Below are 14,551 nucleotides of genomic sequence, written 5' to 3'. Positions count from 1 at the left end.
TGAGACAGGCACCATTGTTATTAGTTCCATTAATTACGGTTCACTACACTAGTAGCAAGATTTACGGGTGTTGCGTAGATCCATTGAATTGGCTATTCTCGGCAGCTCTCTTATTGTAGTAGCCCGGTTTACCCTCAGAGCACTGTATGAGAATTGCATGAATACATCGCAGGAGTGCTTACACAGTTCATTGATAACCTCCCAGATGGACACCTTGACACATTTCATCTTCGTTCCTGATAACGTATTGAAAGCTGATGTCACGATTGTCTTGGGAATGAGTTTATGGGAGCGGCCTTTAGCAAGGGCAATTGACCTGTACCGTCAGGGACTTGCCGGGCGGCTAGCCTTATGCGGCGGTTACAATCCAAAAATTGGCGCGATCGAAGCACTCAAGATGTACAGGAAAGCCAAATCAATAGGAATACCCGATTCGGATATTCTGGTTGATCCAGATTCAAGTAATACTGCTGAAAATTTCTCCAATGCAGTTTTCCTACTTCAAGCCAACAACATTAGAACAACCCGCTCTGTAGTGAATATTGTTTCAATTCATTTTCATAGCCGTCGCGCATTGTTAACGGCACAGAAAGTGTTTGGCAATGGTGTCCAATTTGGGATTGCAACTTATCCAAGCATTCACTACACGAGTAACACCTGGTACGAGACTGAAGCAGGACGTAGGAATGTGTCTGACGAGATTGAAAAAATCGTCAGATACTTTCCAGGAAACATGCTGCCGGAAGGCATTAATTGAAAGCGCCGAATACACTTTATGAAGGATAAGACTACACCAGCATTGGCGATTGGCGCTGCCATTGACTTTGCAATGCCCCACAGTCTACAGGACGCATTGCGGCTGGCACTCGCCAACCATTTCAGTGGAGCATTTGTTTTTTCAAATGGGGCACTGGTGTCCGAGGAACTCAGCTATTCCCAGATCTGGAACAGGGCGCTATGCATGCTCCGTGGACTTGAAGACTCGGGTTGCAAGCTCGGAGATGTACTGATTATTGATGCAGGAAATCCGGCAACTTTTATCCCGGCGCTTTGGGCCACCTTGCTGGGCGGCATGGTGGCTGTACCGCTCGCCGGCAGTCGGTGGAATGTCCGTGCACACCATGAGTTTAAAGACAGGCTAGATAAAATCCATGCGCGTCTCGCTCAGCCCTTGATTCTTTCTGATGACGAAGACCTTTTCTGGAGCAAGGGAAGGAGGCAGATTTCATTTCGCCAGCTTAGTGAATACTCGCCGGCTGAAGGAATAACTTCAACTGACTGGGGTGCCCCAGCGGTACTTATCTCAACTTCCGGTACGACTGGTCAACCGCAACTCGTTACCCTCAGCGGCAAGGCCTTGATGCACCGTTGGTGGCCGGCGGGCCCATCCGCTCCCAATCAGACGAAATTTCTGAATTGGATGCCGTTGGATCATGTCATGGGGCTGGGGGTAGCGGGGCCTAATGGACGATTGAAGATTCAACTAGCGCCAGAATCGTTTGTGCAGAACCCTCTGGGTTGGCTTGACCTAATTCAGTCCCACGGTATCACTCATGCCGGAATGAGTAATTTTGGCATGAAATTGATCGCGGATGCGGCATCATCATCCAACTGGAATCTCTCGAGTCTGCAACGCGTGGGCGTTGGCACAGAAATGGTCTCGTCAAAGATTTGTACCCGATTTATCGAAGTCCTTGTGGGTAATGGTGCCCCAGCCGAAACAGTTATTTTGGGTTATGGACTATCCGAATGCGGACCCGTTGCAGGCGGTAAACGATCATTCCAACCAGCGTTGCACAACAACGGTCATGAACCACCACTTATCGATTTTCCGACGCAAGGGCATTCCGTTCGTATTGCCGATCACGACGGAAGTCTATGCCAGGAAGGGGAGATCGGGCAGATTGAAGTGTGCGGCCCAACAATGACCTCCGGATATTTTGGAAGTCCCGAGCTCGATAAGCTGATCTTTACTGCTGATAGATGGTTTCGAACCGGTGATACAGGCTATCTGCAGGAAGGCTGTTTGTGCGTGACAGGCAGGGAAAAAGAAGTCATCCTCGTGAACGCACTCAAGTTTTCCTGTAGCGAAATTGATTCTGTCATACAGTCGATTCCGGGAATATCCTTGGCCTATGTTTTTCCGTGGGCTGATGATGGCAGACAAATCGAGCGCCCAGCCTTGGTTTATGCAACAGATGAAGCGAATGTCGATCGTGGTACAACCGAATCACTCATCAGAAAGACCTGCGTCGACCGATTCGGATTTGGCTTGGCCCGATGCATGCGCATTAAACCAGAGGAATTACCAAGAACTCGCTCTGGAAAAGTACAGCGCGGCAGACTGGCTGAGGTCTTCATGCGGGCCGACACATCTCATCCCCACTCTCCAGAAATCAGCCCACCTGAAACATTACAAGATAAGATTGCCGCACTGATGGCCAGTTTTCTTGATGGTGTGACGCCTAATCTGACAGACGATTTTTTCGAACTCGGCGGAGACTCTCTGGGAGCATTGACGTTTACTGTTGCCCTGGAGCAGGAATTAGGTGTCATCCTCCCACCAGCTATCTTCGCCCGCGCGCCTACTCTTCGAAATGTTCTGGATTTTGTTCAAACGAAACCGGCTGGCCCCAGTCGATTATCAATCGTTCCGGTACAGACAGGAACATCTGGAAAGGCGTTATTCATTGCGCCCGGGGTGTGGGGGAACACAGGCTACGCTCATAACCTTGCGCTTGAAATGGGCCCCGAGTTCTCGGTTTGGACATTTCACATAACCGCCCCGACTAACTGGGCACTCCGGTTTCGCAGCATTCCAGAACTCGCTAGTGAATGCTGCACGTTGATGCGAACGATACAGCCCCAAGGTCCCTATCACCTTGCGGGACATTCGTTTGGTGGAATTATCGTCTTTGAAATGGGGAGGCAGTTGTTCGCATCAGGGCTGGCAGTGGGGACGCTGTCAGTCATCGACATCACTGCAAAACTCGAGCATCGAAATTTCAATGTTGTCACTACGACGCCCACCAATTTTGTGATTGAACATCATCGCTTGCTAGACAAACTATACCTGCCGTGTCTTGTAGAAGGGCCTCTTCGGTATTTCAGGGCCAAGGACAGTGTCTACTTGCCCCTTTCGGATAAAACAGGAGGATGGTCATATCTCTCCAAAAATGGCGTTGAAATCATTGATATTCCCGGTGATCACCAATCGATCGTAAGAAACCCATCTCTCGGGATTTTGAGTAAATACATTGCAGCGGGTATAAGGGGTGACATAGGATTTCTCCATCCCCATCTATTGATTTCAGAGATAGCGCGAATGGCGATTGACGAGGCTCGCAATGCATGTATTGAAGGCAACGCGTTATTGGAAATTGAGTCGCTGAAGCGTGCCATAGCCGCAGAGCCTAACATGCCTTCCTGGGTCTTCTCAAGACTTGCGTATGCCTTGTTTGCAGCTGATCAAAATATTCCTGCCTCAGAGACATATTTCTTAGCCTTAAAAAGGGATCCTTGGCCACTCACGACACACTTCCACCTTCGCGCAGCACTAAAACATGGCAAGTCAAGCAATTTTGGTCTCCACGCCTTGCATTTTGCCAAACAGACAAAAATTGATTCCCCGGCGGTAGCCCGAATCATAGGAGCTATTTGTTTGACGCTAGGAGATATTGTAGGAGCAGAAAGAGGCCTCAGAACTGGGCTCGACCAAGTTCCAGAAAGTCTGGAACTTCGGCTGCAATTGCTTGATTTCCTGGTTGCGAATAATCACGTTGCTGAAGCTGAGAAACAGCTTGTTATGTCACTTGCCTACCCGATAGCGAATGATGTGGCTTATTTTGATCTCGGTATTCATGCCATTAGACTGAAGAGGATCGACCTCGCAATCACCTGTCTGCAAAAGTCTATTGCCATTGACCCAGGCAGCTCCCGCGCCCTGGAAATGCTGGGGAAAATTCAGGCTGCAAATGGAAATATTGAATCAGCCCAGCATTTGAAATCCAGACTGGAAATAGTTCTGCATGACCAAATATTTCGTTCTGAATAATCAAACGAAATCGTAGTAGGGGCATAAAAAAGTAGGGATTCGATCCGCGAATAAACAAAAGCGACAGCTACGCGCTCTGACTGCAGGGCCCGGTGTCTTAGGTAATCCAAGTCTAACTGCTTAATGCAAGCCAAAATATAAGACCGCCCCCTGAAACTTCCACTCACCAGAAATACGTATGCCAACTTTTAATTATGGAAGAGTCCTCAAGCTGTTGCCAATGTGCCTGTTCGGACTGTCGCTGTGGGCAGCAGAGCTGTCGTCAGCGAAGACTATCATCGAAGATTCCTCTCATTATGTGGTTCCGGTGGCGACCGATGCAGCGATGATAGGGCAATTGCTACTCGTACACATCCGCTACCACGGGGATGGCTCCAACCAGTTGGAGCTCGACGATTCCACGCGCGCGATGCTTGCTGATGTTCAACCAGGGGGCGTGGTGCTCTATGGCGCCAATATTTCGTCCGCACAACAGGTGCGCAAGCTAATCGCCGATATTCGCGGCGTGTTACGGATTCCGCCCTTCATCGCCATCGACGAAGAAGGTGGGCGTGTTTCACGGATTCGAGGGCTTGCGGGGACGGTCATAATACCGCCGGCACGTAATCTTGCGTTGCGTGGCCAGGACGCCATAGAAAAGGCATATACCATCATCGGCACTGAATTGGCAGCACTCAATATAAACATGGATCTGGCCCCAGTTGCTGACCTTGGGTTCTACCCAGCATTATCGTTTTTGGGAGATCGCGCTTTCTCTTCCAATCCTGAAATTGTTTCGCAGGCCGTTGCAACTGCTGTCACCGCACTGCAGGCGTCTGGTGTCATCGCGGTCGTCAAGCATTTTCCAGGGCATGGGCGCACGCAAGACAACAGTCATGAGACAAGCTCCGCGATTACGGCCACGCGCGCCGAACTCGAGGCCGACTTAAGGCCGTTCCGCACGGCGTTTGCAGTCGGTGCTGGCGGACTGATGACTGCTCATGTCGCGTATCCCGCACTAGACGCTACCGGTTTGGCTGCCAGCATTTCCGAGCCCATTCTGCAAGGGCTAGCACGGCGGGAGCTGGGCTTTAAAGGGCTCATCGTTACCGATGCCATCGAGATGCGTGGCCTCGCACCCAAAGATTCGGAGAAAGACGCTGCGCTCGCGGCATTTATGGCCGGGGCCGATCTGCTCATGGGGCCGACAAACCCATTGGAAATCCGCAATCATCTGACAAAAGCGCTATCGCCGTCTAACATTAAAACGGTGGAAACGCGCGCTGCTCGTGCGCGGCTCCTCGATTCGTATCGGCGCATTATGATGACCAAATATACCTACAGAATAGCACCGCCGCAGTATTGAATGAGGCAATTGGGCTGGTAGATGGGTTTAATTCAATTTTTAATTCAATGCACTATCCAGTACATCTTAGCCTCGCGGTGGTCATGACATGCATTACTTCATCGGCTTCTTTAATGAGGTTACTATTACACTATTGATGTATAACTTTAATTAGCTATGCACATGCACGGACAGAAGCGTTTTTTAGAGGTACCCTAAAGCTTTGCGAATTCAAGAAACAATCACTACAGCTAATGTTTAGTCGCAAGTTTAGCGAGTTCCATATTATTCATGCTTGTTCTTTATAGAAAGTACTTGCTATGTATTCTGACAATCAGCCGCCTTTACCGCTCGTTTCCGTCATAGTTCGCAGCATGGGGCGATCGGAGCTTCGCCTGGCGCTGGAATCGATCTCACGGCAGGATTATCCAAACGTTGAAGTAATAGTCGTTGATGCAACTGGCGGGAACCACCCGGCACTACCGGCAATTGCTTGGCAGTCCGACCATTCAATCCGAATCGTCAGTGGCCAACGCCAGTTGCCTCGGCCACAAGCCGCCAACGAAGGCTTGCAAGCCGTGCATGGCGAGTGGTTCTGCTTTTTGGACGACGACGATACGTATGATCCTGATTTCCTCTCTGAAATGCTTAACGCCTCCCGTGAACATCCTGAAACGCTGCTAGTCTACGGTCGAACCAGAGTGCTTGATGAGAACGGGAAGGTCGAAAAACTTTTTGGTAGTCCGTTCAACCGCGCATTGATGTACTACGGCCCCTTGTTTTACTGGCAAGCGGCGATTATCCGACGCAAAGTCATTGAATTGGGCTGCCGCTTTGATGAAACACTTGAAATTTGCGAGGATCGCGATTTTCTGAATCAAATTGCGGAGCACTCCGATTTTGTATTTGTTCCGGTTGCAGGATTCAACTATTGCCCCTACTTGGGAACCTCTGGCACTGGTTCCGGAGCAACCCGGGATATACCTCGCCTAGAACGTTCGGAAAATATTTTGCGATTGAAATGGTCCGGCGCATTGTCCTATCATAGCCGCCGCCTTGTCGAGATGTGCATGGAGGCGGTTCGCGCCTTCCATGACGGTAATTTTGAACTTTCCCGCACTTTGTTCAATAAAACGCTAGTAGCATACCCGGACGACCCCAGTGCCTTGCACGGGCTCGCCCGACTGGATCTTCATGACGGTCAGCTGGCTACGGCAGAAAAATTGACTCGACGGGCAATCGAGATCAATCCGTCAGTCGATGAGTTTCGCATGACTATGGCGTTCATCTTAGAGGCGTCCCAAAAATACGAAGAAGCACTTGCCTTTGCCCGGCAAGCGGGAAGCAATCCGTCATTTCAGGCTGCTGCCGATGCACTTGCCCGACGCTTGCCGGTCACTGCCCGAGCATCGCTTCCCGTCCAGCCTTCCGCTACAGGCGTTCAACGACCGGGACGGCTGGCACCGTGCCCATGCGGCAGCGGACGTCGCTTTAAAGAATGTTGCGGCGCTATCCAGCCAAATCAAGAACCCCACATGGTTAAAGCCAGCCACAACGCTCGCGTTACGATCGTTATGACCATTCGTGAGCGTTACAGCCTGACAATCCAAGCCTTGAAGTCTATCCTGTCCAATACACCTCCCATTTTCCGCCTCATCTTCGTGGACTGCCATTCGCCAGCCTGGATTCGCGAGCAACTTGAAACGCTGGCCCACCAATACGGGGTTGAATGGGTGCACACCGAAGATCCCCTCTGGCCTAATCAAGCCAGAATAAAAGTTCTGGATCGTATATCGTCTGAATATACCGTATTCATAGACAACGACGTTCAGGTTGAACCAGGCTGGCTGGAGCAGTTAATAGCATGCGCTGATGAGACCGGTGCTGGTATTGTGGGTCCTTTGTACCTTTGGGGCGACGGTAAATCCACGCCAAAAATCCACATGGCGGGCGGCAGACTTATTATTTTCCCGGACGTCAGTAATGATGGACTGATCATGGAGGAGGAGCATCAGCTCTTCAATCGCCGACCTGAGGACGTGCATGAACAGCTCTTCAGAAAGACCTGCGATTATGTTGAATACCACTGCATGCTGGTTCGTACCCAACTCCTGCAGGAGCACAGCCTGCTTGATGACGGAATCCTCTGTGTCCACGAACATATTGATGCTGCTCTTGCTGCTAAACGGCTGGGTTACTCCACTTACATGGAGCCTGCATCGCGTGTGAACTACCTTGCTTTCACCGATTTTCTGCTGGAAGATCTTCCCATATTTAGATTGCGCTGGTCGCGCGAAGCGGGTGAACAGAGCATACTTAATTTTGCAAAGAAATGGGGGGTCTGCGACGACCAGCGTTCCTTTGGTGGGGTACGTATTTTTCTGAGTAAGCATGTGGGCCACATTGATCCGCTCAGGGCAAATATCCCTCCGCGCCAGGAGTGGAACACTGCTATGAGCAAGGAGGAACTGCAGCAGACCCGTTCAGGCTTGCTGGATTTGGCCATAAAGCAAGGCTATCAAGCCGAAGAAATCGACTTGCTAAGCAACGCCTATTTCACTGCACAGGGATTCGTGAATGGAGGATACCGCTCATGTGGCCGACCCTTTATTAACCATCTGGCAGGTACCGCCAGCGTGCTCCTGCGCTATGACTTTCGAATTGAAATCGTGATGGCTGGACTGCTGCACGCTGCATACACCCATTGCCCGGCACATCCGGAAGGCAAGCAGGCGGCGAGTGATGATGTATGCGGTAAACTGGGTGGCGAGGGCAACAAGGTGGAGCGTCTGGTCAGGGGCTATACGCTCAAGGGGACGAAATCGCCACAACATCAGTTTGTGGTGACAGATGTCGGGCGAATCACTATTTTTGATGCCGAAGTGAAGATGATTGCCCTTGCCAACGAGATTGATATGTACCTGAGTGGCGAAACCAGGTACTCGGCACCTCGTTACGATGAAATGACTCCAACGGAACTGGACATGGCTGACAAAATTTGCGGGATTATTGGGATAAGAGGAATGTCCCACAGCCTGCAGCAAGGTCGTAACGATAATCGGCTGCCACCACCGCCAAGCAAAATATGAGCTATCGGTACAACAGTGAGCATTCTGTCATCACGCCCATGCCTGGCAATGCCAAATTCGTGTCCCTCTGAATAATTCCAGCGGATGTACCAAAATGCTGAAAAGCCAAGAATCAGTAGGATTGGCACGTCTTTGAATGGTTACACCCTGGCTTTGCGGGTGACTTTTCGCCTATAAGCGGTATATCGCGTTCAGGTCGTGTATAGATTTAAAGTAAATTGCAACACATTATGCTGAACTGCCAAAACACTTTTCAACAAACAGCCAGTGACAAAAGGAGGCGAATTCAAGTTCGAAGTGCAACAGCTAATGTTGGCTTGGTGTAGTGCATCTCCACCCTGAATAGTACTTCATGCGGTGATCTGAAATCCAGATTTTTTATGCCCGGGAATTTAAAATCCGCTTACCAAGCAGGCAACAATATCAATCTTTGGAAAGCGCGTTAAATGAGAGCTGTAACGGGCTATTTCGGCAGTAATTTCTTCAGCGTCCCCAAACCGTAGATTGCCTCAGTGAAACAAGCTACGGTCTCACTGCCCGCAGTAATGCTGCAACTGCTTGTATCTTGTTATCCGAAATAGCTTTGGAACTCAGAACGTCTTGTTTTCTTGTCAATCCGGTACTCGGTTGAATTGCCGCAATTCTGCCGTCGGCTCGTCATCCGAATAGGGATAACGTACATGACCCAAGCGAATCAGGAGCACTGCCAACGTTACATCAGGATAGATACAGTTATTGAGAGCATCATGCGCCAGTCATCGATGGCGCACATGTCTAGAATCAGGTAGCGCGCAAGTGCCAACATCCCGATGTAAAGCGGGAAGCGTACTGGCAACTTGCCTGAGTTGCAATAGAGCCCAACCATGGCGAGTACTTCCAAGTAGTGGAAGCGTAGCTAAAGATCGGTGAATTTCACGTGTACTGCCCGAACCATAATCACGGTCTCGTTCGCCAAAGCGAACACTGTGGCAACGGCAATGACCAGCAGGCCGATATTTTCGACTAAAGAAAGAAGTCGCTGATTGAATTATTTAATAGCGATTATTTTCAATCTATTAGATCGTTCAAAAATCTTTAGCTTTGTGCTAATGCCAATAGCTGCAGAAATATGTCACGCATTCATCAACAGTTGCAAAGCATTGTGATATTTTTCCGTAGTCTTTTCGATTACGTCGGTAGGAACTGTCGGCGCTGGAAGTTGCTTGTTCCAGCCAGAAGCTTCCAGCCAGTCACGAACGAACTGCTTATCAAAGCTAGGCGGGTTGCTTCCTACATTGTATTGATCTGCAGGCCAGAACCGCGAGGAATCGGGCGTCAGCGCTTCATCAATCAAATACATTTTTCCTGATGAATCTGTACCAAATTCAAATTTGGTATCAGCAATGATAATCCCCTTGGTGGCCGCATATTCCGCGGCCTGGGTATACAGCGACAAAGCGGCATGGCGCACTGCATTCGCACGCGGTATTCCCAGCAATTTTGTGGCCTGCTCGAAGGAGATGTTCTCATCGTGTTCACCAGCGGCTGCTTTGGTTGAAGGTGTAAATATTGGTTGCGGCAGTTTTTGCGCTTCCTGCAAATCGGCAGGTAATTTAATGCCGCACACCGTGCCAGTTTGCTGGTACTCTTTCCAAGCGGAACCAGCAAGATAGCCGCGAACAATGGCCTCAATAGGCACGGGTCTCAAGCGTTTAACTACGAATGCTCGGCCAGTCAGTTGCGCACGCTCTGCGTCAGTATTGACTAATGATTCAGGTTTGATGCCGGTAAGGTGATTAGGAAGAACGTTAATAAGCTTGTCAAACCAGAAGTTGGACAGGGAAGTGAGTACTTGACCCTTTCCTGGAACTGGGGTCGGCAAAATGATATCGAAGGCAGACAAGCGATCAGTCTGAACAATGAGCAGGCGATCATCGTCCACTTCATAAATGTCACGCACTTTGCCGCGGTGTAATAAGGTCAAGCTGGTTAAGTTGGATTCAAGTAATACAGACATAGGTTTCCTCTTTTAGCTTATAGAGTCTGTCATTAAAATAGTGAGATTCGTCATTCCTGCGAAGGCCGAAATCCTGATGTCCTGATCAATCTATTTTTTGGCAGGTTCTATAGTGACGGCAGCTTGATCACAGCAATTGCTTCGGCTTGCTGTTTACGGAACTCGATGAGCCGCTTGGCCAACTGCGTATCATTTAGTGCCAGCATGGCTATTGCGAACAGTCCGGCATTGGCCGCACCAGCTTCACCGATAGCAAATGTAGCCACTGGAATACCCTTAGGCATTTGCACGATGGACAGTAGCGAATCGATTCCTTTTAGGTATTTTGATGGAATGGGTACACCCAGCACTGGCAGAGTGGTTTGACCCGCAATGACGCCAGCCAGATGTGCTGCACCACCCGCACCGGCGATGAAGCACTGTACGCCCTGCTCACTCATGTCTTGAACATAGCTCAATAACAGTTCAGGTGAGCGGTGCGCAGAGATTACGCGTGCATCGTAAGCCACGCCAAAGTCATGCAAAGGCCGCGCGGCCTGCTGCATGACTTCCCAATCATTTGCACTGCCCATCAAGATGGAAACCAGTGGTTTATTCATGTAGCCCCTTATTTATATTGTATTTTTACAAATTATTATAGTTTCTGAAATTTCTTCTCTAGCGACCCTTGGATGGGTTCACCAGTTTTATACAGAACAGAGTTTATGCTCTCACATGTTTGAAAAGATCGAGCCGCAGACTTCAGTCCTTCGTAACTTCATCTTTTTTCTCTTCCACCATCTCATCACCATCCAAATCAACCTGCCCATCCAGAAACACGCGGCTGGCATAGATTTCTTCGGCTTCAATGGTTATCAAATCAATTTTGGTTAAGCTTTTCTTGGCGCCAGCGAACAGGCGGTTGGCTTGGCGCATGCGCGCGCGATCCAGTGCGTTGCGAATGGAACGCGCATTGGCAAAATGTTCCAGCTTCATCCGCAGGGGAATGTACTCTGCGAATGCTTTTTCTGCTTCCGCGCTGAAACGGTAATTTTGTTCTGCCAGCATGAGCTTTGCGATGATGAGCAATTCTTCTGCTGAGTAATCAGGAAAGTCAATGTGATGCGCAATGCGCGAGCGCATGCCGGGGTTACTGTGGAAAAATTTGTCCATTCTGTCTTTATAACCGGCCAAAATAACTACCAGATCGTCACGGTTGTTTTCCATCACTTGTAATAGAATTTCGATAGATTCTGCTCCATAATCCCGCTCGTTTTCAGGCTTATAGAGGTAATAGGCCTCATCTATAAATAACACGCCGCCCATTGCTTTTTTGATGATTTCTTTTGTTTTTGGTGCAGTGTGTCCGATATATTGGCCGACCAAGTCATCGCGTGTGACTGATATTAAATGACCTTCGCGCACATAACCCAGACGATGCAGTATTTCCGCCATACGCATTGCTACCGTGGTTTTTCCGGTGCCTGGGTTGCCAGTAAAGCTCATATGTAGCGTTGGTGAAACCGCCGACAAATTGAGCTTCTTGCGGACGCGGTCTACCAGCAAAAGTGCCGCAGTTTCGCGGATGCGTGTCTTGACCGGTAACAGGCCGATCAATTCGCGATCAAGTTTAGCCAACACCTCTTCAATATTGGAGTCACGAAATTCTGCGTCCAAGTCAACTGGAGTATCGTCTGGAAGTACAAGGTCTTTTGTGGATTCGTTCATTTTTAAACCTTTAAAATCAATCGGCTGTTGAAATTTTCCGCATAGTCATCTGCGTATTATTGAATATTTGAACAGAAGCTTAAAGAAAAACATTTTTTAGCGCCAAGTTCTGAAGAGGACTATTTACAGAGCATTTCAACAGCCGGTTAAAAAACGGGTACGGCATATGCCGTACCCGCGATTGCTTAGTACCGCTCGCCTTCCGGCTTTTCAGTTGCGTAGGAATGGACGGTGTAGCGTATGCTACGACTATCCGTTTCCTGGCGCACCAGCCCGAAACCAGGCTCGTTTTTAGGACGGTTTACGATGTAGGACATGGTTGGGCTTTCTATTCCATATGCTGAACTAAAAGCCATCACACGGATGTAGTGATTCGGGAACGTCTTACGGCAATTGTTGATTTCCATCAAGATTCCTGCGGGATCTTTAAGGTCGAACATAGGGTTGCCGAACATTTCCCAGTAGGTGTTGCGCGGGTGCGGATCGTCGGTGTATTCGACGGCCAGCGACCAGCCAGATTTCAGTGCATATTTAATTTGTGCTGTGATTTGTACATCAGTCAGCGGGGGCAGAAAAGAAAACTGCCCTTGCGTGATCTGATTTCCAGGATTGGTCATCATAATCAATTCTCCTTATATGTTAATTAAACGCTGGTCGTGGCAGAAGGAACAAAGTCAGGGGTGTCGGTGGACTCGTAGTTGAAGCTGACATCTTTCCACGTATCCAGTCCTGCTTTAAGCGGGCCGCACCATTTGGCTGCATCTTGCAGAATCTGCGGGCCTTCGTTCCAGATGTCGCGACCTTCATTACGTGCCTGAACCATGACTTCCAGTGCCGTACGATTTGCTACCGCACCTGCCTGAATGCCTTGTGGATGTCCAATAGTACCGCCACCGAATTGCAGTACGACATCGTCGCCGAGATAGGTTAGCAATTGGTGCATTTGGCCAGCGTGAATTCCACCGGACGCAACTGGCATACATTTATTGAGTGAAGCCCAGTCCTGTTCGAAGAACAGACCTTTCTCCAAATTCAAAGGGGTGTGTGTATCAAGCAGCGTGTCGTAATAGCCTCTGATCATGAGCGGATCGCCTTCCAGCTTGCCCACGACAGTACCAGCATGGATGTGATCCACACCCGCCATACGCATCCACTTGCAAATAACGCGGAAGCTCATGCCGTGATTTTTCTGACGCGAGTAGGTCGAGTTACCCGCACGGTGCAAGTGCAGAATCATGTCGTTCTGACGTGCCCAAAGCGCCATCGACTGAATAGCAGTGTAGCCGATAACGAGGTCAATCATAATGATGACCGAACCTAGCGACTTGGCAAACTCAGCGCGCTTATACATTTCTTCCATTGTGCCAGCGGTAACATTAAGATAATGTCCCTTGACTTCGCCGGTTGCAGCGGAAGCTTTGTTCACGGCCTCCATGCAATACATGAAACGGTCACGCCAGTGCATGAAGGGCTGTGAATTGATGTTCTCATCGTCTTTCATGAAATCCAGGCCACCTTTTAGGGCTTCATACACCACACGGCCATAGTTACGGCCGGAAAGACCGAGCTTAGGCTTTGTAGTTGCACCCAACAGAGGACGTCCAAATTTATCCAGACGTTCACGCTCGACGATAACACCGGTGGCGGGACCTTGGAATGTTTTGAGATATGCAACAGGGATACGCATATCTTCGAGGCGTAATGCCCTTACTGCTTTCATGCCAAACACGTTACCGATGATGGAAGCAGTCAGGTTGGCAATGGAACCTCCCTCGAACAAATCCAATTCATAAGCGATGTAAATAAAGTACTGGGCTTCTGTTTTGGTGCCCTCGCCTGTGTTAGGGACTAGGTCGCAACGGTAACACTTGGCGCGATACATTTCACACGCGGTCAAACGATCAGTCCATACCACCGTCCATGTGGCAGTGGAAGATTCGCCTGCCACCGCAGCGGCAACTTCCTCTGGATCCATACCTGGTTGTGGCGTCATACGGAACATTGCGAGCACATCTGTATCTTTGATCTTGTAATCAGGCTCCCAATAGCCCATTTTCTTATAGGGTATAACGCCAGATTTATAGCGTTCTTTGCCTTCTTTCATTGTTTCAGATGCCATGGTTATCTCCAATTATTGAAAAAACCGCACCGCGCCCACCTACGTAAGCTGGCGGGCAATACTCATTACGATTAATGGGTATTTATTTCAGCGCGTGATGTATACAGTACCTAATATAACTCATAAATAACAGTCAATAATATTGATACTAACTATAGGTATTGCTTATACTCAAACGATGTTAAATTTAACCAGTCGTTAGCTTAGAATTTTTTGATGCCGTAGCACGGCATTTAAGTGATTTAAGTGCAGCCAAAGCGTT

Annotated in this window: 10 protein-coding genes; 4 read left to right on the top strand and 6 right to left on the bottom strand. The window is 49.2% G+C overall.

The window, feature by feature from the left end; all coding sequences use genetic code 11:
* Positions 1-157 precede the first annotated feature (157 nt).
* The 4 genes from MJ769_RS14240 to MJ769_RS14225 all read left to right on the top strand — a co-directional run bounded on the left by MJ769_RS14240 (position 158) and on the right by MJ769_RS14225 (position 8,467).
* Complete coding sequence (locus MJ769_RS14240; RefSeq protein ID WP_239237805.1) at positions 158-757, top strand: YdcF family protein; 600 nt, start codon at positions 158-160, stop codon at positions 755-757.
* A gap of 18 nt (positions 758-775) precedes the next feature.
* Entirely contained in the window at positions 776-4,054 is a 3,279-nt protein-coding gene (locus MJ769_RS14235; protein ID WP_239237804.1) for an AMP-binding protein, read from the top strand.
* A 178-nt stretch (positions 4,055-4,232) separates the two neighbouring features.
* Positions 4,233-5,399, top strand: coding sequence for a glycoside hydrolase family 3 N-terminal domain-containing protein (locus MJ769_RS14230; protein ID WP_239237803.1), 1,167 nt, complete (start codon positions 4,233-4,235; stop codon positions 5,397-5,399).
* A gap of 299 nt (positions 5,400-5,698) precedes the next feature.
* On the top strand, positions 5,699-8,467 hold the full coding sequence (locus MJ769_RS14225; protein ID WP_239237802.1) for a glycosyltransferase: 2,769 nt from the start codon (positions 5,699-5,701) through the stop codon (positions 8,465-8,467).
* 712 nt (positions 8,468-9,179) lie between these two features.
* Here MJ769_RS14225 and MJ769_RS14220 read toward each other — a convergent pair.
* The 6 genes from MJ769_RS14220 to MJ769_RS14195 form a co-directional block, all read right to left on the bottom strand.
* Positions 9,180-9,332 (bottom strand): phosphate-starvation-inducible PsiE family protein, encoded by a 153-nt coding sequence (locus MJ769_RS14220; protein ID WP_239237801.1) that lies wholly within the window; start codon positions 9,330-9,332, stop codon positions 9,180-9,182.
* A 246-nt stretch (positions 9,333-9,578) separates the two neighbouring features.
* The gene (locus tag MJ769_RS14215) at positions 9,579-10,463 is read right to left on the bottom strand and encodes a phosphoribosylaminoimidazolesuccinocarboxamide synthase (RefSeq protein WP_239237800.1); all 885 of its coding nucleotides are present in this window, start codon (positions 10,461-10,463) and stop codon (positions 9,579-9,581) included.
* 107 nt (positions 10,464-10,570) lie between these two features.
* Complete coding sequence (gene purE / locus MJ769_RS14210; protein WP_239237799.1) at positions 10,571-11,062, bottom strand: 5-(carboxyamino)imidazole ribonucleotide mutase; 492 nt, start codon at positions 11,060-11,062, stop codon at positions 10,571-10,573.
* A 142-nt stretch (positions 11,063-11,204) separates the two neighbouring features.
* Positions 11,205-12,170, bottom strand: coding sequence for a CbbX protein (cbbX, locus tag MJ769_RS14205; protein WP_239237798.1), 966 nt, complete (start codon positions 12,168-12,170; stop codon positions 11,205-11,207).
* A gap of 185 nt (positions 12,171-12,355) precedes the next feature.
* Positions 12,356-12,790 (bottom strand): ribulose bisphosphate carboxylase small subunit, encoded by a 435-nt coding sequence (locus MJ769_RS14200; RefSeq protein ID WP_239237797.1) that lies wholly within the window; start codon positions 12,788-12,790, stop codon positions 12,356-12,358.
* A gap of 23 nt (positions 12,791-12,813) precedes the next feature.
* Positions 12,814-14,289, bottom strand: a complete 1,476-nt coding sequence (locus tag MJ769_RS14195) for a ribulose-bisphosphate carboxylase large subunit (protein ID WP_239237796.1) — start codon at positions 14,287-14,289, stop codon at positions 12,814-12,816.
* Positions 14,290-14,551 lie beyond the last annotated feature (262 nt).

The sequence above is a fragment of the Candidatus Nitrotoga sp. BS genome (assembly GCF_927797785.1).
Lineage (GTDB): Bacteria > Pseudomonadota > Gammaproteobacteria > Burkholderiales > Gallionellaceae > Nitrotoga.
The sequence above is the reverse complement of the archived record's forward strand: the minus strand, read 5'-3'. Positions and strand labels throughout refer to the sequence as shown.

Coding starts and splice junctions, on each gene's coding strand:
- purE (WP_239237799.1), bottom strand. CDS start 11,062: ATGAATAAACCACTGGTTTCCATCTTGATGGGCAGTGCAAATGATTGG.
- MJ769_RS14220 (WP_239237801.1), bottom strand. CDS start 9,332: ATGGTTGGGCTCTATTGCAACTCAGGCAAGTTGCCAGTACGCTTCCCG.
- cbbX (WP_239237798.1), bottom strand. CDS start 12,170: ATGAACGAATCCACAAAAGACCTTGTACTTCCAGACGATACTCCAGTT.
- MJ769_RS14230 (WP_239237803.1), top strand. CDS start 4,233: ATGCCAACTTTTAATTATGGAAGAGTCCTCAAGCTGTTGCCAATGTGC.
- MJ769_RS14195 (WP_239237796.1), bottom strand. CDS start 14,289: ATGGCATCTGAAACAATGAAAGAAGGCAAAGAACGCTATAAATCTGGC.
- MJ769_RS14200 (WP_239237797.1), bottom strand. CDS start 12,790: ATGATGACCAATCCTGGAAATCAGATCACGCAAGGGCAGTTTTCTTTT.
- MJ769_RS14225 (WP_239237802.1), top strand. CDS start 5,699: ATGTATTCTGACAATCAGCCGCCTTTACCGCTCGTTTCCGTCATAGTT.
- MJ769_RS14240 (WP_239237805.1), top strand. CDS start 158: ATGAATACATCGCAGGAGTGCTTACACAGTTCATTGATAACCTCCCAG.
- MJ769_RS14215 (WP_239237800.1), bottom strand. CDS start 10,463: ATGTCTGTATTACTTGAATCCAACTTAACCAGCTTGACCTTATTACAC.
- MJ769_RS14235 (WP_239237804.1), top strand. CDS start 776: ATGAAGGATAAGACTACACCAGCATTGGCGATTGGCGCTGCCATTGAC.